General features: G+C 37.7%; 20 protein-coding genes. 9 read left to right on the top strand and 11 right to left on the bottom strand.

Annotation, left to right across the window (positions count from 1 at the left end; all coding sequences use genetic code 11):
• The first annotated feature begins 91 nt into the window (after positions 1–91).
• Positions 92–481 (top strand): DUF3144 domain-containing protein, encoded by a 390-nt coding sequence (locus AC1M89_RS04700; RefSeq protein ID WP_481586410.1) that lies wholly within the window; start codon positions 92–94, stop codon positions 479–481.
• 140 nt (positions 482–621) lie between these two features.
• Complete coding sequence (locus tag AC1M89_RS04695; protein ID WP_481613982.1) at positions 622–1,686, top strand: amidohydrolase family protein; 1,065 nt, start codon at positions 622–624, stop codon at positions 1,684–1,686.
• A 54-nt stretch (positions 1,687–1,740) separates the two neighbouring features.
• On the opposite strand, the gene AC1M89_RS04690 is transcribed toward AC1M89_RS04695, so the two are convergent.
• The 5 genes from AC1M89_RS04690 to AC1M89_RS04670 all read right to left on the bottom strand — a co-directional run bounded on the left by AC1M89_RS04690 (position 1,741) and on the right by AC1M89_RS04670 (position 6,810).
• Positions 1,741–4,530 (bottom strand): M16 family metallopeptidase, encoded by a 2,790-nt coding sequence (locus AC1M89_RS04690; protein WP_481613981.1) that lies wholly within the window; start codon positions 4,528–4,530, stop codon positions 1,741–1,743.
• 72 nt (positions 4,531–4,602) lie between these two features.
• A complete protein-coding gene (locus AC1M89_RS04685; RefSeq protein ID WP_481613980.1) occupies positions 4,603–5,430 on the bottom strand; it encodes a PhzF family phenazine biosynthesis protein in 828 nt (275 codons plus the stop codon).
• Between the two features lie 172 nt (positions 5,431–5,602).
• On the bottom strand, positions 5,603–5,728 hold the full coding sequence (locus AC1M89_RS04680) for a hypothetical protein (protein ID WP_257219857.1): 126 nt from the start codon (positions 5,726–5,728) through the stop codon (positions 5,603–5,605).
• 104 nt (positions 5,729–5,832) lie between these two features.
• Positions 5,833–6,024, bottom strand: coding sequence for a hypothetical protein (locus AC1M89_RS04675; RefSeq protein WP_035268717.1), 192 nt, complete (start codon positions 6,022–6,024; stop codon positions 5,833–5,835).
• Positions 6,025–6,258: 234 nt separating this feature from the next.
• Entirely contained in the window at positions 6,259–6,810 is a 552-nt protein-coding gene (locus AC1M89_RS04670; RefSeq protein WP_481613979.1) for a M23 family metallopeptidase, read from the bottom strand.
• 304 nt (positions 6,811–7,114) lie between these two features.
• Between AC1M89_RS04670 and AC1M89_RS04665 the strand changes: the two genes are divergently transcribed.
• Together AC1M89_RS04665 and uraH are read left to right on the top strand one after the other, a co-directional pair.
• On the top strand, positions 7,115–7,897 hold the full coding sequence (locus AC1M89_RS04665) for an rRNA large subunit pseudouridine synthase E (protein WP_481613978.1): 783 nt from the start codon (positions 7,115–7,117) through the stop codon (positions 7,895–7,897).
• Between the two features lie 127 nt (positions 7,898–8,024).
• Entirely contained in the window at positions 8,025–8,420 is a 396-nt protein-coding gene (uraH, locus tag AC1M89_RS04660) for a hydroxyisourate hydrolase (protein WP_481588988.1), read from the top strand.
• A gap of 16 nt (positions 8,421–8,436) precedes the next feature.
• Here uraH and AC1M89_RS04655 read toward each other — a convergent pair whose 3' ends face one another.
• Together AC1M89_RS04655 and AC1M89_RS04650 are read right to left on the bottom strand one after the other, a co-directional pair.
• Positions 8,437–9,141 carry a hypothetical protein gene (locus AC1M89_RS04655; protein ID WP_481613977.1) on the bottom strand — a complete coding sequence of 235 codons (705 nt, stop codon included), beginning with the start codon at positions 9,139–9,141 and terminating at the stop codon, positions 8,437–8,439.
• A gap of 129 nt (positions 9,142–9,270) precedes the next feature.
• Positions 9,271–10,974 (bottom strand): M61 family metallopeptidase, encoded by a 1,704-nt coding sequence (locus AC1M89_RS04650; RefSeq protein WP_481613976.1) that lies wholly within the window; start codon positions 10,972–10,974, stop codon positions 9,271–9,273.
• A gap of 179 nt (positions 10,975–11,153) precedes the next feature.
• Here AC1M89_RS04650 and AC1M89_RS04645 point away from each other — a divergent pair, with 179 nt between their 5' ends.
• The 4 genes from AC1M89_RS04645 (at position 11,154) to AC1M89_RS04630 (ending at position 16,034) form a co-directional block, all read left to right on the top strand.
• Entirely contained in the window at positions 11,154–12,464 is a 1,311-nt protein-coding gene (locus AC1M89_RS04645; protein WP_481613975.1) for a D-alanyl-D-alanine carboxypeptidase family protein, read from the top strand.
• Between the two features lie 122 nt (positions 12,465–12,586).
• A complete protein-coding gene (locus AC1M89_RS04640) occupies positions 12,587–13,873 on the top strand; it encodes an NAD(P)/FAD-dependent oxidoreductase (protein WP_481613974.1) in 1,287 nt (428 codons plus the stop codon).
• 135 nt (positions 13,874–14,008) lie between these two features.
• A complete protein-coding gene (locus tag AC1M89_RS04635; protein ID WP_092767151.1) occupies positions 14,009–14,491 on the top strand; it encodes an FKBP-type peptidyl-prolyl cis-trans isomerase in 483 nt (160 codons plus the stop codon).
• 130 nt (positions 14,492–14,621) lie between these two features.
• Positions 14,622–16,034 (top strand): cryptochrome/photolyase family protein, encoded by a 1,413-nt coding sequence (locus AC1M89_RS04630; protein ID WP_481613973.1) that lies wholly within the window; start codon positions 14,622–14,624, stop codon positions 16,032–16,034.
• Between the two features lie 37 nt (positions 16,035–16,071).
• On the opposite strand, the gene AC1M89_RS04625 is transcribed toward AC1M89_RS04630, so the two are convergent.
• Positions 16,072–16,479 (bottom strand): HD domain-containing protein, encoded by a 408-nt coding sequence (locus AC1M89_RS04625; protein WP_481613972.1) that lies wholly within the window; start codon positions 16,477–16,479, stop codon positions 16,072–16,074.
• Between the two features lie 210 nt (positions 16,480–16,689).
• Positions 16,690–17,469 (bottom strand): peroxide stress protein YaaA, encoded by a 780-nt coding sequence (gene yaaA, locus AC1M89_RS04620; protein WP_481608802.1) that lies wholly within the window; start codon positions 17,467–17,469, stop codon positions 16,690–16,692.
• 123 nt (positions 17,470–17,592) lie between these two features.
• On the opposite strand from yaaA, the gene AC1M89_RS04615 reads away from it, so the two are divergent.
• Entirely contained in the window at positions 17,593–18,222 is a 630-nt protein-coding gene (locus AC1M89_RS04615) for an alpha/beta hydrolase (RefSeq protein ID WP_035267316.1), read from the top strand.
• Positions 18,223–18,289: 67 nt separating this feature from the next.
• Here AC1M89_RS04615 and AC1M89_RS04610 read toward each other — a convergent pair whose 3' ends face one another.
• Both AC1M89_RS04610 and AC1M89_RS04605 read right to left on the bottom strand, forming a co-directional pair.
• Complete coding sequence (locus AC1M89_RS04610) at positions 18,290–18,664, bottom strand: hypothetical protein (protein ID WP_092767159.1); 375 nt, start codon at positions 18,662–18,664, stop codon at positions 18,290–18,292.
• A 111-nt stretch (positions 18,665–18,775) separates the two neighbouring features.
• Positions 18,776–21,022, bottom strand: a complete 2,247-nt coding sequence (locus AC1M89_RS04605; RefSeq protein ID WP_481608801.1) for a bifunctional prephenate dehydrogenase/3-phosphoshikimate 1-carboxyvinyltransferase — start codon at positions 21,020–21,022, stop codon at positions 18,776–18,778.
• Between the last annotated feature and the right edge of the window lie 13 nt (positions 21,023–21,035).

Here is a 21,035-nt window from a genome sequence, read left to right as displayed (position 1 = left end):
TAGGCTATTTTTAGATTAAGTGAAAGGTTTAGTTTATGCAAGCCTTTGCCTATAATAGTGCTTGAATTAAGTTATTTATTAGGAACAATTCATGGTTCAAAAGATTCAAGCGACTGATGTCACTGAAGAAGAAGCATTGAATGCGATTTTCTTCGAACGTGCTGATGAATTTATTAAGCAAGCCAATGAATTTTGCCGTGTTGAAAAAGGTTCTACTGTTAAACCAGCCGATGCTCGTGGTCAAGTCAGTGCTGCGATGCTATTTGGTACTGCTCGTTTTAACACATGGGTTGCTGCCAATAACTTTAAAGATGGCAATGAAATGCGTGATGCTAAAGAACAAGTGATGTCTTATATCATGCAACAGTTTCATATGATGCTTGAAGATAATTATGACGAATACTGCGAGCAGTTTGAAAACTATCTTCGCTTCCGTCGTAATGAAGAGTTTCATGCAAATAAACATGACCACGATCATTAAATAGATTTGCATTGTGTGCATTGAGCCTCCTTTAGGGGGCTTTTTAATGCTTAAACTCTAATATTCAAACGAAAATGCAATTCAAAAATTGATCAATTTCTCGTATGTTATTCTTATTGATGACTCAACTAAGGATAGCGATGAATCAACTCAACTTTCCCATCGTCGATGCACATATCCATCAATGGGATCCTTATCACACGCCGCACGCTGCCGCTTTAGCTGTTAAGCTTTTTGGAAAACATCCAAAAATCTTGGATAAAATCGTTCGTCTCGTAAAACCTAAAGATTTAATAGAGACAGTAGGACTTACAGATTACATCACAGCACCCTATTTACCAGCGGATTACCACAAAGACATTGGACACTATACTGTGAGCCGCGTTGTACATGTCGAAGCCAGCTGGCATCATCAAAAAGGAACTGGCGTTGTAGAAGAAACGCAATTTATTCAGCAGCTTCCTTTTTCTCAAGAAAACATCAAATTGGCTGGAATCGTTGCAACAGCTGATCCTCGTGAAAGCAATTTCAAAAAAATTCTTAAAATGCATAAAAAAGCATCTCCGCATTTTCGTGGTATTCGAAAAATGGCTGCACATCATGAAGATCCCGGAATTCATGCTTGGAACGATGATCCCCATCTCTACACTGATCGAAAATTTTTAAAAGGTTTTGAAGCCTTAGCCCAGTACAATTTAAGCTTCGATGCTTGGGTTTATTCTAGCCAGCTTAAAGATGTTATTGCTTTGGCAAAACGTTTTCCTGAGACTTCGATTGTCTTAGATCATTTGGGCACACCAGCAGGTTTATTCGGCCCAGTAGGTAAACACACAGGAATTACCCAAACTGCACGAGACAATATCTATTTCCACTGGAAAGAAGATCTTGCAGAATTAGCTCAATGTCCGAATGTATATACAAAAATGTCTGGACTTTTCATGCCAGTTTTGGGTCATCAATTTCATACACGACGAACCTTAGCATCTAAACAACAAATCATTGAATTGGTCTCTCCTATGATTAATCATGCTTTAAAATGTTTTGGACCTTATCGTGTCATGTTTGCATCCAACTTTCCGATGGACAAAGTGAGCACATCACTTACAAATATCATTGATGCCTTTAGCGACATTGTCGCTGCCTATAATTCAGATGTTGTTGAACAGATATTTTGTAAAAATGCGCAGCAATTTTATAAGCTTTAAAAAAAAAGGCTCATTCACGATCGAATGAGCCTTTTTGAATCGTACATTGTGGTTCTAAGTTTTAGGCTTTGAAATCATTTCAGGTTGTGGTTTACCATACTGATCTGCCATAACTTCAACCAAAAACTCAGGCTTAATATATTTTTTGATCACTGCATCTATATCTTTCTTCGTCAGTTTTGCAAATGCCTGATCTCGCTCTAGTCTTGAAAGCTGTGTTTTATTTTGTTCAAGCTGGCTGTTCAATCCACGATGAATACGGCGCTCATCCTCTAAATTCGTGACACGCTGTTTCATAATATTAGCTTTAGCCGCTTCAAGCTCTTGCTCCGTCACACCATTCTTTAATAAGTCAGTGAATACTTTATGCACACCTTGAGAAACTTGAGCTGATTTTCCTGCTGCATAATTAGCACTTACACCTAGAGCACCAGCATTGATAAAATTATCCAAACTCAAACTACTTCCAAAGCTGTAAACCAACGCATTTTTTTCACGTAACTCCATGGCAAGGCGTGATGATAATTGTGACTCGCCTAGAATATGGCTCAACACATATAATGCTTCTGCATCAGGATGATTATTACCCACTGGAATGGCAATAACCGCTTGATAATTACCAAATTGACGCTGTTCAGCCAGCGCATGAACTTTTTGAGCAGGATAATCTATATGACTGCCCTGCAAACGTTGGTATGGTTCTTTTGTCTTAGACTGACCTAAAGATGAATTCAAATATTTCAGAATGGCTTTGTCATCAAAATCGCCAGTCACCGATATTTGACCATTTTGAGTTGTAAAATACTTTTGGTACAAAGCTTTAATTTGATCATTGGTGATGGTTTCAATTTGCTGCTTTGCTAGCTCAGGTTCAAAATGATATCGCAAATCACCTGGTTCATATCGCTCTACGATTCTAGCGATAGTCAGTCCTGCAACAGTTTCAGGCTCTGTATATGGTCGATTTAATGACGATAATGTTTGCGATTTGATGAGGTCAAACTGACTTTGCTCAAATTTCGGATTATTCATAACGTCGACAATAAACTTGAAGAATTCTGGAAATTTTTCTTTCTTCGCAGATACGTTAATCACAATACCATTAGCAACAGCTGAAGCAGATGCTCGTCCACCCGCCTCGATTGATTTGTCTGCAATATCTTGCAGGCTATACTGCTCAGATGCTCTCAATAGCAAATAAGACATAAAGCCTAGCGCTTCACCTTGGTTTTTAAGTGATTGTGCTGTCCCAAAATTTAAAGATATCGATGCGTAAGTTTTGTCATCGCGTGTTGACGTTGGGAATAGTGCATACTGCATCCCATTTTTCAAAGTACCACGCTTGATTTTTTTCTCTAACTTTTCAACATACTGTTTGGAATTTTTTAGGTGCTCAGCCACTTCAGCTTTATACACAGCTGGGTCTTTTAAAGGCTCTTCTTGAGTTGTCACTTGATCTAAAGTTTTTGACTCTTGCTCATTAGCGTCTAGCTCGAGTGCCTTTTTTTGATCCTCAGGCGTAGGTTGTATGTCTCCCGAAATACGATGCTCAGCAACCAAGAATTGATTTATTGCCTGATTAACCTGATCGACATTTAAACTTTGTATCTCTGCTTGGTCTTTAAAATATTTTGTCCAATCCCCATTGGATGAAACCACATAATCACTAATGAAACCACCCACAGAAGAGGCATTGGTCATCATGCTCTCTTGACCATTTCTAATCATGTTTTTGACACGATTTAATTCTGTTTCATTAAATTGATGCTTTTTCTCAATTCCTTTTTCTAGAGACTGGGCAACTTTTTTCTCATCATGATTAGGAGCATACACTGCCCCCATAAAAACAAGATTAAAATCAGGTGTTAACCATGTCGTCGATTGAACCTGTGTAGCTGTACCTGTTTCCACAATATCTTTGTACAAATGACCACTAGGTTGCATTGTAAATAAATAAGGTGCTAAAGCGAGTGCGGTCTGTGTTTTTTGCTGGGCGCCATTGATATAAATATTGTATTTGCCTAAATCACTTCCCTTTTGCACGATAAATTGACGATCTTTGATCTTGGTCGAATCAAGCATTGGAACTTGGGTTGACTCAGGAATTTGACGCGCAGGAATTTGATTAAAATTTTTATCCACTGCTTTCAGGATATCCGCTTTATTAAATTTACCTGCAATCACTAGAACTGCATTATTCGGTGCATACCATTGTCGGTAAAATTGATTCAGTTCCTTCATGTTGATTGACTGAAGCTCAGTTAAATCACCAATCGGTAGACGACCTAGATACTGATTTCCGTAAGCAGATTTCCAAATTTGATCCATCAATACTGAAAAAGGTTGATCCATTCGAACCTCACGCTCTCGTTTTACGATTGCGATTTCTGACGGAACAAATTTTTCCTGAAGTACGAGCTTATCCATTCGCTCTGCCTCCAGATACAACATTTCATCAATAGCTTTTTTTTCTGGACGGATGACACTCATATACTGGGTAGAATAGTAGTCAGTCATCGCATTACTCATGAGCGTATGCTGATCTAGACGACGTTGAAACTCATCTCCTTTTACATTTTCTGTGCCTTTAAACGCGAGATGCTCAAGTAAATGTGCTAAACCACCTTTACCTTGTGGGTCATTCAAAGCTCCCGTTAAATACACCATATTCATAAAAATTTTATTTTCTTTAGGTATCGGTGCCAAAATTACCCGCAAACCATTTTCTAGTTTGTATTCTTCAATATTTTGTTCAGTCTTGACAAAAACAGGTTGTGCTAAACCGCTAGAACTGACCGCAACGATCATTAAAGTAAGTGAAAGTTTTTTAAAACGAGTTAGCATTGTTCTTCCAATTATTGATATAAAAAAATTGATCACACGCCTGACAAGGGTATGATCAATAGGGTTTATGCTTTAAAGGTAAATTTCAGCTTTCATATAAAGTTTGGCATAGCCAGAAATTTCAATTCTTTGATTCTCTTTAAGTTGGCAATACAACACGCCACCTCGTTCTGAGCTTTGAAAAGCAATAAGTTCTGTTTTATTCAATTTCTCAGCCCACAAGGGTGCTAATCCTGTATGCATAGAACCTGTTACAGGATCTTCATTGATGCCTTTATGTGGTGCAAAATAACGTGCCACATAATCATATTGTTCTGATGCTGCAGTTATAGCAATATCGGGATGATCGGATGCTGTAATACAAGTACTAACCTCATATGCTTCAGCAATTGCATTAATATTGGCAAAATTAGGTTTGGCATCAAGCACATCTTGTTCACTTTCCAAGACTAAAATATAAGCTTGTTGATTTAGATAAATTTCCTTGATTGGACGATCAACCACTTCTTTTAATAACTCAGGAAACTCTTTAGTTAAATGAGGGATTCGAACAGGGAAATTCATTGTAATTTTTCCATCATCTTGTCGAGTGATGGTAAAAATTCCTAAATCTTTGACATGAAATTTAATTTTTTTCGCTTGAGTATACTCATTAAAAAGTACATAACTGCTCGCTAAAGTGGCATGACCACAAAAATCGACTTCAACTTTAGGTGTAAACCAACGGATTTCATAATTTTCATCATCAATAATTTTAACAAAAGCCGTTTCAGCCAAATTATTTTCAAATGCAATATTTTGCATGAGTGATGTATCAAGCCATTCTTCACTGACCACTACAGCTGCAGGATTCCCCTTAAACAACGCTGTAGTAAAGGCATCAACTTGATACATTTTCATAAATACACCCTAATATTTCCAAACTTCTAATTGAGAATAATAATCTTTTATCATTTCAAATCATAGATTAATTTCAATCTTGACTATAAATTATTGCTTCACAAAGATTCGTTCATAAACTGTATATTTCTAATGATCTTCCATAAAAAAACCCTCACATGAGGGTCTTTTGCTATTTACGCTTTTTGAGCGCTTTCTTTAAATCTTTTAACTTAGATTCATGCTTAGAAATTTTCTTAAGTCTCGATTTAATTTGATCTTTTAAATCTTTAATTTTTAACTTGGACTTATTCGCCATATCTTATCTTCCTCGTGTCATTCACTTTAAATTGTTAATGCTTGAATTTACTGACAAGAATGGGCATTCATCCCTAAATTCCCATTCAATTCATGATTAATGGATTAACGATTTTGTTGATCTAAATCAGATTGCTGTTGTGATTGTTGACGGGACTGTTGCTGATTCTGCTGCTGTTGATCTTGTTGCTGTTGCTGCTGATTGGGTTGCTGTTGATGTGGCTGTTGACCTTGTTGACGTTGCTGGTGATTTTGTTGCTGTTGCTCATTTTGATCTTGATTGTATTGATTACTCATTTCATATCTCCATGATTATCAGATTTTGATACTGATCTTGAATTCTTTTTCACTTGAATTAGACCAATACAAATAACCATAACCCTTTTGCACGAAACTGCGAGCATAGAGCTGTATCAAAATACTGCATCGTAACTTCCATTGTGTAAGCTATTTAAATTTCAGAGGATTAAAATTGATATATGTTACGAGGCTTACAAGGCTCTCTCATTTGTTTACTTGTATTAACGAGACTTATTCCTCTGGTTTTAAATCTGGTTTTAAATATGGATATGGATTTGTAGCACCACTCGTTAAATAAATCCCATAATGTAAATGTGGAGGTGTATTGATCGCATTGCCAGTATTTCCCACATATCCTAATACTTCACCGACTTCAACCCAGTCACCTTCTTGGATGTGTGCTGCATATTCATCTAAATGTGCATAGTAATGGCGACTTAACTGAGGTCCTACCACCCAGACGACTTTACCTCCCAAACTATTTGTGCCGATACGACTTACAATACCTTGTGTTGCACTCAATACAGGCGTACCTCGTTTGGCAAAAATATCAATTCCTTGATGTGTACGACCATTTGAACGTGCTGCCCCCCAAGTATCTGCAATTTGAGTTACTTTGACTCCTTCAACGGGTATCGCCAACGGCTCTGTCAACGCTTGCTGTTGAAGTTTCCAGTATAAATATGGATATTGTATTCCTGCTGTTGCGCCTGAATTTGGGGGCTGACAAGCAGTAAGCATCCAACTGATTGCAATGAGTGATCCGATAATCCTTTTTTTCATATACAACCTAACATCTTAAATTGAGTTAAATTTTAGCGTCTGATCGACGTTTGCATTGTATTGTTTAAATTAAAAGCACTTGTCAGAAACCAATAAAAGCCTGCTTATACCGATTAAATCGTCAGAATTACATATTTTTTTTGATCAATACGATACTTTCTTTTTTGAATCACGCATAATAGTCACCAATTCCCCGATTTATTTTGTTTGACTTCAATGATCGAATCCTCAGATCAATTCAGGATGTTCATAAATTCTTGATAAGTCAGACCTTTCACTATTTGCACATTATTGAAGTTTTTATATGAAAATCGTCATTCTCAATAAACCTTATGGCGTTCTCTCCCAGTTTCGTAAAGACGAAGCGCATATGACAATGTCTGATTTTGTTGACGATCCGACATTACGTCTTGCTGGACGTTTAGACATGGACTCTGAAGGTCTAGTATTTTTAACCGACCATGGTGGTTTAAATCAGTTCATTACCAACCCTGCCAATAAGAAATTTAAAACTTATTTGGTTCAAGTTGATGGTGATGTGACTGAAGAGGCTTTAGAACAGCTTCGTAAAGGTGTAGAGCTTAAAGACGGTATGACTCTACCCGCAAAAGCTGTAAAAGTTGAACAGCCTGAGTGGTTATGGGATCGTGATCCTCCTGTTCGTTTCCGTGCTTCTGTACCTACTTCTTGGGTTGAAATTTCGATTTGCGAAGGTCGTAACCGCCAAGTTCGACGTATGACTGCAGCAGTAGGTTTCCCAACTTTACGTCTTATTCGCACTAAAATTGGATCAATTGACTTAGTACAGATGGGTCTTGAATCTGGCGAAACTAGAGAAATTGAACCATTACTTTATCCTGACTTTCAAAATGTTCCTGCAGAAGAGCCATACCGCTCACGCTCTTATGTGAAGAAACCAGGCGGTACAGGTGGCAAGCCGATTAATAAGAAAGTCAATAAAGATGGTACTAAGAAAAAATCGGGTACTAAACGTATTTGGCAAATGGAAGAACATGAGAAACCACGTCGTAAGACCAATGGTACTACTCGCCCAAATACAAAAGCTCCACGTGGACGCGCACGCTAAGCTCAAGCTATTGTATAAAAAGTAAAAAGGATGCGATTGCATCCTTTTTTTATACATAAATTAACTTAAATAATCTCTCATTTTAAGTACACTTTTTCGATTATTTGCTTATTGTGAGTTGATACTTATGAAAAAATTTACGCTTGCTCTTTCAGGTTTTGCATTCTCAACATTCACTTTGGCAAATCCTTTAAGTGTTCATGTGCTTAATCAAGAAACTGGTCTTCCGTCTTCTAATATTGCAGTTACCCTTGAAGCGCAGCAGGGTGAAAAATGGATAAAGCTCAACGAAGCTAAAACGGATGAAAATGGTCGTATCAAGGCTCTATATCCAGCCGAAACAGATCTTCAAAAAGGTGTTTACAGAGTAACTTTTAAAACTGGTGACTGGTTTAAAGCAAATAACAAACGTACTTTCTTCCCAGAAGTGCCAGTGGTTTTTGTGATTGATGGTAGTTTAGATCATTACCATATTCCGTTGTTATTAAGTTCATATGGTTATTCAACCTATCGGGGTAATTGATTTTAGAAGACATCCTTCAATGTAAATCAATCCATTTCTCTATCTTTTCTAGTAGCTCTGTCATATTGAGTTCAAATAAACCACTTGAGAAATCTTGTTTTTTATCTCCTAAGCGCCAACCTGAGTCAATTTTTTTTCTATGAAACTCTGGATAAAATTTACCAATTTGTGCAATGTTTCTAGCCATTGAATCCCAAAGTTCACCATGCTTAGGAGATACTTCGTTAGCAGTTATGCTCAAAAAATTAAAAAGTTCAAAAGACGATTCACAAATTTCATAAAAAGCTTTTTCTGCTAATGAATTATAAATTTTTTTATTATCCAATTGATCTTTTACTTCTTTTAAGAAAATTAAATGTTTTTTCTCAAATGGTAGGCAATGAATATAATGTTTATCCCAACTGTACGGATTACCATTTTTTGCTTCAATAATTAACATCAAAGCTTTATTTAATCTCTTTAACTTGGAGTTTTTAACTCTATTTTCTGGTAAATAAATATTTAAATACCAAAAAATTGAACTAACTAATATACCAATACTCAATGCATTTAATATGTTATTCCCTTCTGCAAATTGATAAAAAAAGCTTTCTAAAAAAGTACCTTGAATTAATGAAAATATAGGATCACTACTTGTCTTAAAATAAACTAACAATGATACTAAACATAAAACAACCATAGAGTAAAGTTGCTTCTTATTTTCAGAAAAATTATTTAACATTTTGATTTTGATAAAATTATATATAAGTATCATTATTATATTATCTGTTTTTAATTTTCAATTTTTTCATAAAACTTTTCAAAAAAAAACCAGTGCATAAACACTGGTTTTTTTAAATCCTAAGTTAAATTAAGCTTTAAGCCATTTATCAACTTTAGATTGATCTGTAACCTTAAGTTCCACTTCAGTGAGTTCACTACCACCTGATTGAACTTCAAATTGCATTAATTCATCACGACGGAAAGCATGTACATTAAAAGTAACTTCCAATTTTGCATACTTGTCGAGTTGCTTAGTGGTCGCCTTTAAACCATCAACTGCGATGATAATATCATGAGCAGAAAGCCCAGCTTTAACACCAGCGCCATCACGACGAGCAGACTGAATTAATACACCTTCAGGTTTATCTACAAGTTTTAAACCAAATGGTAAAGATTTATCATGCTTTAAAACATAGTCTAAGCCAAATTCAGGGAACAACTGATCAAGCGGTAACTCATCCGTGGTATTAATCAAATGGTTAATTTGTTCAGACCAATCATCACCTGTTAATTCTTGGCATAGTTCATAGATGGTACGTTCATGAACCTGTATACCCTGTTGCGCATTTTCATACAGCTTACGCATCAATGCATCAAGACTTGAACCTCTTAAACGTAAACCTAAATCTAGACACAGCGCTACTAAGCAACCCTTGTTATAGTAACTTGTGCCAGAATTGTTAGAGTTTTCATCTTGACGATAGAATTTGACCCATGCATCAAAACTTGACTCTGCAACAGTTTGAACAAAACGACCTGGATTTTGCAAATAACGATCGATCTGCGCCTTTAACAACTTCAAGTAAGATTCCTGAGAAATCACACCACTACGAAGTAGAATTAAATCATCATAGTAGGACGTAAAGCCTTCAAAAATCCATAACAAAGAGGTATAGCCTTCTTTGTCTAAATCATAATTCACAAAATTTTCAGGGCGAATAAATTTCACCAACCATGAATGAAAATATTCATGGCTACACAAACCTAAGAAACGCTGATAATCAGCGGAAGGTTCAACAGGCTCATTGGACTTAGGTAGATCATCACGTGGAGAAATCAAACTGGTTGAGTTCGGGTGCTCTAAACCACCATAACTGTTACCCGTCGCGATGGTCATAAAAGTGTAGTTTTCAAATGGTGCTGAACCAAACATGGATATTTCTGTCGCACAGATTTTCTCAATGTCTTGTTTCATACGTTGGACATTCATCGCATGTTTGCCAGAAACCACAAACTCATGTGGAATACCATTTGCTTCAAAAGCAAAACGAGTTTGATCTGCAAGCTCAAATGGTGCATCAATCAATTCAGCGTAGTTTTTTGCCTTAAGCGTATAGCGACCACGCACTAAACTTTTAGATGCCAATCCTGTAGCGAGTTGGAAATGTTTCAATTCATCTGGCAAAAATAACTCAACTTCTACCGCTTTATCTTCTTGTCCTTCTAAACCTAAACATGCACAAGCAGGATTCACATATAAGCGTGTTTCATCAACATAAGCACCACGTACTGAGAGGTCGTATGCATAGACGTCGTACTCAACCGTAATCAGCTCAAAATCAGTATTAAATAACTGCCACTTATTTTTTTCATTTTTACGAATCTTGAGTATTCGACCATCTTCATCATAGGCACGAACAGACTCAATATGTTTTGAAAACTCTCGAATGAGATAACTTCCTGGAATCCAAGTTGGCAAGCTCAATATTTGAGTTGGTTGAGCAACGAAACGAACAGTAACGTGAATGAGATGCTGACGAAAGTCGTCAAATTCGATCTGATAATGCAACATAATGTCTTAATTGAGAAACTATAGAACCAACTTGTATTTAGAGTAGCATTTTTTTACTTGGAGTTGCGCGATTCGTATTAATTGTCTACAAATCTGACTAGAGTTTCAGAAAAAAAAGGCATAGCATGCGGTGTGCTTGATGATCTATGCCATTGGATTGGCTTATATAGGTAAACCCGTTGAAACTCTACTCTGCTCTACTCATAATTTTTAGTTTTTTTATAGTAAATATCACACATGCTTCCTTGTTCGAAGTTGCACCAGAAAGTTTAGAAGCTGAAGCATGGACTGTCTTAGATCCACAATCAGGTCAAGTCATTACTGAACACAATAGCCATGTCCAACGTGCACCAGCTTCGTTAACCAAAATGATGGTGGCATACATCGTTCTGAAAGACATTCAAGCGGGTAAAATTAGCAAAAATGAAGTTATTACTGCCACACCAGTCGTCAATGTAGTTCAATGGGATGAGTCTCAGATGTATCTGAAGCCGACTCAACAAATTACGATTGATCAGCTTTTAGCAGGCTTAATTATCATGTCTGCCAACGATGCTGCTGTCACATTGGCTGAACGAATTTCAGGATCAGTGCCTGCATTTGTTCAACGCATGAATCAAGAAGCCAAAGCACTTGGCATGAAAGATACAAACTTTGCCAATCCTGCGGGCATTACAATGGATATGCACTATTCAACAGCGCATGATTTAGCCGTGCTCGCACAAGCACTCACCAATGAAACACCCGATTACCTTGACTACTCGAAACAGCAAAGTTTTACTTACAATCAGCATTTTCACCGTGCAACGAATATCTTACTAAAACAAGATGCTACTGTTGATGGTTTAAAAACAGGGTTTACTCGTGCTGCAGGCTATAACCTTGCACTTACAGCCAACCGACCAACTCAACAATTTGAGCTCAATCAAAGAAGACTTATTGTTGTGGTACTCGGTGCTCAAAGTGGCTTCAAACGCGCTGAAATCGCACATCAGCTTTTAAACCTATCCTATGCTTATACACGCAATGAAATTGCAATTAAAAATAAGCAACTAATTGCTGAACTCCCTGTAGTCGCATCTACCTTAAAAATGTTCAGAGTCGAAACTAAAAAGCCAAGTATCGTGACGACCTCTTTGTATAACGCGAATCAAATGATTGATATGCGTAATTTTGACAATCAAACTCATCGTTTGATTCAAACAGATGCTTTTGGATTCACTTCAGCTCTTGAGCCTTTACAGCAAACTCAAACGCATATGAACGTCGAGCTACTAACACAATCATTAACCGCACCTATAGCGCAAATTCAGCAGTTGGCACGTATTCATATCTATCAAAATAATCGACTCATTCAAACGGTATTGATTGAGGATGAACTTCAAATTGATGAAGCATCATGGTTTGAAAGTATTTTGAATTGGTTTAAACAATTATTTAGTTTCGGATCTAGCAGTGCAAATCAAGCAAAAATCTATCCTTTAAACTGATTGCAGTTTTTTATTGTAAATCTGTAACTTGTAATACAAAAAGAACAATTCTTTAAAAAAGAGATGGCATATTAACCCCCATCTCTTTTTTATTTATGACGCTATAAAAATAGGAATATTAAATGTCGAATCTTCATCATATTGTCATTGTGGGTGGTGGTGCTGGTGGCTTAGAACTAGCAACACAACTGGGTGACACGCTGGGCAAATCTAAAAAAGCAAAAATTACATTAGTTGACCAAAAGCTTACACATATTTGGAAACCACTTTTACATGAAATTGCAGCAGGTACACTAAGCCCTAGTGATGAAGAAACAAACTATTTTGGTCATGCTGCGAAACATCATTATGAGTTTGTATTGGGTAAATTTGAACAATTAGATCGTGAAGCCAAGACCATTCAATTGCTCAAACCTGTTGCATCGACCTATGACCAATCGACTGATCATTTAACGCTAAGTTATGACACTCTTATTCTAGCGGTTGGTTCGGTTTCCAATGATTTTAATACTTCAGGTGTGCAAGAACATTGTCACTATTTAGATAATCCAAAACAGGCCGAACAGTTCCAGCAGCATCTACTTCATCTTTATATCGAAGCTCAAAATAACAATGACCATCGTGAGCTGCATATTGGCATTATAGGTGCAGGTGCAACAGGTGTTGAGCTTGCAGCTGAATTAGTTCAAGCCAAACAAAACTTCTTTAAATACGGTCTAAATAAAATTGACCCTAAAAACGTCAAAATTTCACTAATTGAAGGCGCGGATCGTATTCTACCGGCTCTTTCTGAAAAAATGTCAGACCACAGCACCAAGCAGCTTAAGCGCATGAATGTGGATATTTTAACGTCTAAGCGTGTCGAAAAAGTGGATGCTAATCAAATTTACTTTAATGATGGAAGTTCAATTCCAGCACAATTAAAAGTTTGGGCTGCAGGCATTAAAACTCCAGCAGTGATTCAAAACCTAGAAGGCTTCGAAAAAGATCGTATGGGTCGCTTACACGTATTTGCAACACTCCAAACAAAAGCAGATCCGAATGTTTTTGCTTTCGGTGATTGCGCATACTGTATTTTAGATGCCCGTGAAACAGCTTTAGGACCGCGTGCGCAAGTTGCAAGTCAACAGGCTGCTTTCCTCGTTGATGCAATGAAAGCACGAATTTCAGGAAAATCACAGCCGATGTTCAATTTTTCTGACAAAGGTTCACTTGTGTCTTTAAGTGAGAATAAAGCAGTTGGTGAATTACTTGGTCAGGTCAATGTTCAAGGATTTGTGGCGAAGTCGATGTATGTATCGCTTTACCGACTGCATCAAGCCACGATTTATGGTTATGCACAGGCAGGGTTACTCACAGCCAAAGATTTTGTGACCAGAAAAATAGCACCTAAAATCAAATTGCATTGAAAAATCGAAAAGACGCCCCAATGTAATATTTAAGCGTTATAAATTATCGAAACTGCATTTTTTTTAGAAAATTGTCTACAAAAATTGGTTTTCACTTTATGATGTACCCTTAAAATATTTGAATGGATCATTAACATGACAGTTATTGCAAATGACCTTGTGGTTTTATTTAACTATAAATTGACTAATGCAGAGGGTGAAACTCTCGATCAATCTCAAGGTGAACCACTTGCATATTTGCAAGGCGCTGGCAACATTATCCCTGGCTTAGAAAAAGCAATGTTAGGTAAAACGACTGGTGATAAATTCACAGTAACGATTCCTGCTGCTGAAGCTTATGGTGAGTACAACACTGATTTAGTTCAAGAAGTACCTAAACAAATGTTCCAAGGCGTAGACAACATCGAAGCTGGTATGCAATTCCAAGCGCAAACTGATGATGGCGTTCAAATTGTGACTGTTAAAGCGGTTGAGGGCGAAAACGTAATCGTTGATGCTAACTTCCCGCTTGCTGGTCAAGACTTAACATTTGATGTTGAAATCGTTGAAATCCGTGAAGCAACTCAAGAAGAGTTAGATCACGGTCACGTTCACGGTGTTGGTGGTCACCACCACTAAGATCTACGGATTTTAGGACAAAAAGGTGAAGCTTCTGCTTCGCCTTTTTTTATGCAAAAAATTACAATGCTTAACGATTTAAATGATTCAAATTCTTATAATTTCCTGAGGATATTTGGATATTAATCATATGAATCTCATTTGGTTTCGTCAGGATTTAAGAGTTAGGGACAACACGGCGTTAATGGAGGCAAACCGGCATGGGAATACTTGTGCAGTGGTGATACTTTCGCCTGAACAATGGAAATTGCATGATGATGCAGTGATTAAAATTGACTTTTATCTTCGCCAACTTAAATCACTTGAAAGTGAGTTAAAGCAATTCAATATCCCACTTGTAGTGGAAATCGTTCCCCAATGGGACGATGTACCAGCTAGATTATTAACTTTCACAAATAAATATCAAATTACTGCGATACACGCCAACATTGAAATCGGCGTGAATGAGTTACATCGTGATGCACAAGTGCAGACCTTATTAGAATCGCATCAAGTAACTGTCAAGTATTATCATGACCGCACAATTTTCCCACTTGGATCAATTCGAAATAAGACGCACCAGCCTTACCAAGTTTTTGGTGCTTATAAACGTGCATGCTATGAAATCTTGAATATCTCTGTTCCTCAACCACTCGCTGTACCGAAAGTACAACCTCATGAGCTTATACAACGCTTTCATACCTCCAAAATTCCATCGATACATGATTTTTATCCTGATGCTCAGATTAAATATCAATGGCCTGTTGGAGAGTCATTTGCACTACAAATGCTCGAGAAATTTGTTGACGAGAATTTAGAGACCTACAAACAGCAACGCGACTTTCCAAACATTAATACTACCAGTCAATTATCACCGTATTTAAATCTAGGAATTATTTCGATTCGACAATGTTTGGCTGCAATTTTTAGTCGCTCAAATGGCAATTTTCATCTCTACTCTGATGGTCAACAAACTTGGTTAGATGAGTTATTATGGCGAGAATTTTATCAACACATCCTGTTTGACTTTCCAAGATTATCGAAATATCAACCATTCAATTTAAATACGTCTAATGTGCCATGGCGTGATGCACCCGATGAATTAAATGCTTGGAAGTTTGGACAAACGGGTATTCCAATTGTGGACGCTGGAATCCGTCAAATGCTTCAAACAGGATGGATGCACAATCGTGTCAGAATGATTGTCGCCATGTTCCTTAGTAAGAATTTGCTCATCGACTGGCGTAAAGGCGAACAATGGTTTATGCAACATTTGATAGATGGGGATTTAGCGGCAAATAATGGTGGCTGGCAATGGTGTGCTTCAACAGGTACAGATGCTGTACCTTATTTCCGTATTTTTAACCCCATTAGTCAATCACAAAAATTTGATAGTCAAGGTGATTATATTCGCAAATGGATACCTGAATTAGCTCATCTTGATGCGAAAATCATTCATGAGCCTTATGCTAAATATCCGAATCTTAAACTCAATTATCCAAAACCTATTGTTGATTTAAAGATGAGTCGACAGCGCGCATTAGCTGCTTTCAAATCAGCCTAACGAATGCTCGCTCTAAATTTTGTTTGGCTTGATTTTCTTAAGTGTCATGAAAATAAGCTGTTTTATAAATGGATTCCATTTGATAAAAGGTATTAAGAACTTCATTTCGTTTTAGTGTATAAATTTCAGAGGGTACCCAACTGAATTCTTGATGAATTTGCTGCTGATATTCTTCAAAACGTTTGGCGGTTGAACCAAGAATTGCAAGATCAATATCAAGTAAATAGATAAGGTCTGAATCAACTGAAGCACGATGCTCTTTGGTCGCTAATATCCACTGATAAATTTTCTCATATCTCCTCATCTCCATGTGGGGAGATATGATGTTCAGCATCAGATCAGCACTTTGTTGTTCATTATCGTGTGCCTTAGGCTCATATATGACATCATGAAACCAAAGAGCTATAGAGACTGATAAAGGATCTTTTAAATTTGGTAGAACCAATTATAAGTGATCCATACATTCAACGATATGCTGCACTGTATGATAATGCCGATGAGGCTCACTGTAATGAACTTCTAATCTATCAAGAATAGATATGGAATCCTCTGAGGATAGTTCAAGCTGTTGTGCAGTAACGGCCCAGTATCTTCTCAACTGGTTTAAATATGCATCAATCATCAGACACCTTGCCCCGCTACCGCCTATTTATTTTTAAGCAGCCTGCTCATCACGTTTAAAAACGAGCTCACCTTTCAAAGAACTTTCAGCATCGAAATAATAGCCGTCTGTATTGAATGATTTAAGATCATCCACCGTGTTAGGTTTATTTTCGATAATATAACGTGCCATCAATCCTCGGGCTTTTTTAGCATAGAAACTTATCACTTTATATTTTCCATTTTTCTGGTCTAAAAATACAGGCTTGATAATTTCAGCTTTAATTTTGCTTTCTTTCACCGATTTATAATATTCATCGGATGCGATATTGACCAATAAATCACTCTTGGCTTCTGATAAGTCTTCGTTGATCAACTGGGTAATTTCATCGCCCCAAAATTCGTAAAGATTGTGACCGCGTGGATTTGCTAATTTCGTGCCCATTTCTAAACGATAAGGCATCATTAAATCCATTGGTCGAAGTAATCCATAGAGACCAGATAGCATTCTTAAATGGCGTTGAGCATATTCTAAATCAGCTTGCGTAAGCGAATACGCATCCAGACCTGTATAAACATCCCCCTTAAAAGCAAAAATTGCTTGGCGTGCATTTGATAAATCAAAGTCTGATTGCCAATCTCTAAAACGCTCCACGTTAAGATTCGCAATCTTTTCACTCACACTCATTAATTTGGCGATTTCTGAAGCAGACAATTTACGACTTACGTCTATAAGCTGTTGTGAGTGGTCAAGCAATCTTGGTAAAGTATGCTCATCAGTTGGAAGTGTAGATTCATAATCTAATGTCTTAGCAGGAGAAATTAAGGCAAACATAGAAACCTGATCAAAAAACAATTAATCAAACTATAACAGTAGACTTATTTTATTTCCAATTGTGTTTTTTTTAATTATTGACGTTAAAATATACGATTCTCCTGCACGTTAATCGGTATTTTTATGTCTGAACAAATGTTCATTCAAGGCCCTGTTGGCAAAATTGAGGTTTTTGTAGATTATCCTCAGTCTGAAGTAAAAGGATTTGCGGTCGTTTGTCACCCTCACCCGCTTCAAGGTGGTACTCCTCAACACAAAGTTCCCACTCTGCTAGCTCAAATGTTCCTTGAGCGTGGTTATATCGTTTATCGTCCAAGTTTCCGTGGATCAGGTCAAAGTGAAGGGGTTCACGATGAAGGATTTGGTGAAACAGAAGATATTTTAGAAGTCATCCGTCAAGTACGTGCAAAACACCTTACATTGCCTTTCTATGTTGGAGGCTTTAGTTTTGGTGCACATGTTATGGCGAAGGCCTATCATGCACTACCTCAAGAAATTCAACCTGAACAAGTCATTCTATGTGGTTTACCAACAGCCACAGTTGCTGGTATCCGTCACTATGTTACTCCGGCAATTAAAGGTGATATTCTGTTTATTCATGGTGAAGCAGATGAAGTCACTTTATTATCCGATTTAATTGAATGGGCAAAGCCTCAACGCCATATTATTACAGTGCTACCTGGTGCTAATCACTTCTTCACAGGTTATTTGAAGCAACTTCGCGTCGCGATCACTCGCTTCCTTACGGCTTAATATAAATATTACGTGTTTCAGAAAAACCCAGTGTAGATTCTTTACATTGGGTTTGTTTTATTCCTCGTTAGGATTTCCATTCTAGCGACTGGAACGACTCATCTTCTCTTAATGTCTGCTCTACTGCTTGCGCAAGTTGTTTAATCACACTCTGCGTCTCAATTTTTTGGAACCAATCCTGTTCCTCGTCTGCATGCGCACTTATTTCACATACAAAATGTCCTTCGCCATCTGGTTGATTACAGTTCACCCCTAAAGCGATTGGGTGATCAGAGACACTGACTTCTAATTCATGCGGATTCGTAGTTTGAGTGTGAAATCCATGTTGCACCAACTGTTCAGATAACAATGCTGTAACGTAAGTTTGTGCATTATCATGAGAATGACTTGAATGAGCCTTAGCGTATTTCGTTTGATCAACTAAAAATTGTAATTTTTTCATTTCCTCATCCAAAGGCTTTTTAATTATATAGAATTAGAATAAGCAATATAAACAAAACAGCCAAGCTTTTGCTTGGCTGTTTGAAAAGAAATATACAAATCTTTGGTCGTATTATTCACTAACTTGAATAGATAAACCCGCTTGTTCAGTGAGTTGAGTAAATGTTGGGAAACTTGTTGCAACGGTTTCAGTTCCCACAATTTTAATTGCGCCTGAAGTACGCAGACCCGCAATGGAGAAACTCATTGCAATACGATGATCATGATGTGACTCAATTTCACCACCTGTAAAGATAGCAGACCAATCACCAGACTTACCTTTACCTTCAATAATAATACCGTCTTCCGTAGGCGTACAATCAACACCCATTGTTTTCAATCCATCAGCCATCACTTGGATTCGATCAGACTCTTTTACACGAAGTTCAGCTGCACCAGTTAACACTGTTTGACCTTCAGCACAAGCTGCAGCAATAAATAATGCTGGGAATTCATCAATCGCTAAAGGCACTTGATCTTCAGGCATGTGGATGCCTTTCAAAGTACGAGTGCCACGAATTCGAATATCAGCGATTGGTTCACCACCTGCAATTCGTTCATTCTCGACTGAAATATCAGCCCCCATTTGCTTCAAAATTTCGATCACACCAGTACGAGTAGGGTTAATACCCACTGCCTCAAGTGTTACATCTGAATTTTCAGTAATGGCAGCACCCACCATAAAGAACGCAGCAGATGAAATATCTGAAGGCACTTGAATATTCGTTCCAACTAACTTACCACCACCTTTTAAAGAAATACGGTTACCTTCAGTTTTCACATCATACCCAAATGCACGTAACATACGCTCAGAGTGATCACGTGTCGGTTCTGGCTCAGTCACCGACGTTACACCTTCTGCCCATAAACCAGCGAGCAGAATGCCAGACTTCACTTGTGCAGAAGCCATCGGTAAATCGTAATGAATACCTTTTAGTTGCTGATTACCTGTGATCGATACTGGCGGTGTGCCACGCTCACCTGTTGTTTGAATTTGAGCACCCATTTCACGGAGTGGCTTTGCAATACGTTCCATAGGACGTTTGCTCAACGATGCATCACCAGTCATTACTGAGTCAAATTTTTGCGCAGACAACATCCCTGACAGAAGACGCATCGAAGTCCCAGAGTTACCCATATAAAGCTCACTTGCTGGAGCTTTAAGGCCATACATTCCTACACCATGAATCGTGACTTCACCATTTTTTGGACCTTCAATATTTACACCCATATCACGGAATGCTTGAAGTGTTGCTAAGGCATCTTCACCTTCTAAGAAACCAGTAACATGTGTTGTACCTTCAGCGATCGCACCAAACATGATTGAACGGTGTGACACAGATTTGTCACCTGGCACGCTAAATTTTCCAGAAAATGATTTAGCACCCGGCAGAATAGTAAATTGCTGTGTCACAGTTTTGTTCTCCATTAAAGGTTTCTTGGCAAGCATATGGTTAAAATGTTGGCGTGCTGCTTGAGCATGTCCAAGCAATCCCATGAGTGCTTTTGAATCTTCGTTTTCAATGAGCTGTCGAATATGAGCCAATTGGTTCTCAAATCCATCAACAGCATTCAAAATCGCTTTTTTATTGGCAAAGAATATGTCATGCCACATTTGTGGATCACTCGCCGCAATGCGAGAAAAGTCTCTGAAACCACCTGCTGCATAACGGAAAATGTCCAGATTATCTTCACGATTTGCAAGTTGCTCAACCAAATTGAATGCCATTAAATGTGGCAGATGACTTGTATGCGCAAGCACCTCATCATGCTTTTCCACATCCATACAAATTACTTCAGCTTGAGCAGCTTGCCATAACTGAATCAGTTTTTGCACTGCCCACTCAGCACTTGTTGCTAACGGCGTTAATATCACTTTGTGGTTAGCAAATAAATCTACTTTACCTGCATGAACACCAGTATGTTCAGCACCAGCTATTGGATGCCCTGGAACAAAACCTGCGGGTAACTGCTCACCAAAAACCGCAATTGCAGCCTCAACCACATTGCCTTTGGTACTGCCCACATCTGTAATTATAGTATCAGGAGTAATCACAGATTTGATCGAGTTTAATACAGATTGTGTAGCTCTCACGGGTAAAGCAAGAACAATTAAATCTGCATCAACCACTGCATCTTTGGCATCAGCATATCCTTCACTAATCAAACCTAAAGCTTTAGCATCTTCTAACGTTTGAACAGATCGCGTGGATGCCACAACATTTTCAGCAAGACCATGTGCTTGAATGACACGTGCTAAACTTGATCCAATCAATCCTAGCCCAATAAATGCAACTTTTTTAAATAAAGGTTGAGACATATCTAAGTTTCAA

The sequence above is a fragment of the Acinetobacter sp. ANC_7635 genome (assembly GCF_056779945.1).
Note: the sequence above shows the minus strand (reverse complement) of the source record. Positions and strands in the feature narration are given on the sequence as shown.

Coding starts and splice junctions, on each gene's coding strand:
- AC1M89_RS04700 (WP_481586410.1), top strand. CDS start 92: ATGGTTCAAAAGATTCAAGCGACTGATGTCACTGAAGAAGAAGCATTG.
- AC1M89_RS04695 (WP_481613982.1), top strand. CDS start 622: ATGAATCAACTCAACTTTCCCATCGTCGATGCACATATCCATCAATGG.
- AC1M89_RS04690 (WP_481613981.1), bottom strand. CDS start 4,530: ATGCTAACTCGTTTTAAAAAACTTTCACTTACTTTAATGATCGTTGCG.
- AC1M89_RS04685 (WP_481613980.1), bottom strand. CDS start 5,430: ATGAAAATGTATCAAGTTGATGCCTTTACTACAGCGTTGTTTAAGGGG.
- AC1M89_RS04680 (WP_257219857.1), bottom strand. CDS start 5,728: ATGGCGAATAAGTCCAAGTTAAAAATTAAAGATTTAAAAGATCAAATT.
- AC1M89_RS04675 (WP_035268717.1), bottom strand. CDS start 6,024: ATGAGTAATCAATACAATCAAGATCAAAATGAGCAACAGCAACAAAAT.
- AC1M89_RS04670 (WP_481613979.1), bottom strand. CDS start 6,810: ATGAAAAAAAGGATTATCGGATCACTCATTGCAATCAGTTGGATGCTT.
- AC1M89_RS04665 (WP_481613978.1), top strand. CDS start 7,115: ATGAAAATCGTCATTCTCAATAAACCTTATGGCGTTCTCTCCCAGTTT.
- uraH (WP_481588988.1), top strand. CDS start 8,025: ATGAAAAAATTTACGCTTGCTCTTTCAGGTTTTGCATTCTCAACATTC.
- AC1M89_RS04655 (WP_481613977.1), bottom strand. CDS start 9,141: ATGTTAAATAATTTTTCTGAAAATAAGAAGCAACTTTACTCTATGGTT.
- AC1M89_RS04650 (WP_481613976.1), bottom strand. CDS start 10,974: ATGTTGCATTATCAGATCGAATTTGACGACTTTCGTCAGCATCTCATT.
- AC1M89_RS04640 (WP_481613974.1), top strand. CDS start 12,587: ATGTCGAATCTTCATCATATTGTCATTGTGGGTGGTGGTGCTGGTGGC.
- AC1M89_RS04635 (WP_092767151.1), top strand. CDS start 14,009: ATGACAGTTATTGCAAATGACCTTGTGGTTTTATTTAACTATAAATTG.
- AC1M89_RS04630 (WP_481613973.1), top strand. CDS start 14,622: ATGAATCTCATTTGGTTTCGTCAGGATTTAAGAGTTAGGGACAACACG.
- yaaA (WP_481608802.1), bottom strand. CDS start 17,469: ATGTTTGCCTTAATTTCTCCTGCTAAGACATTAGATTATGAATCTACA.
- AC1M89_RS04615 (WP_035267316.1), top strand. CDS start 17,593: ATGTCTGAACAAATGTTCATTCAAGGCCCTGTTGGCAAAATTGAGGTT.
- AC1M89_RS04610 (WP_092767159.1), bottom strand. CDS start 18,664: ATGAAAAAATTACAATTTTTAGTTGATCAAACGAAATACGCTAAGGCT.
- AC1M89_RS04605 (WP_481608801.1), bottom strand. CDS start 21,022: ATGTCTCAACCTTTATTTAAAAAAGTTGCATTTATTGGGCTAGGATTG.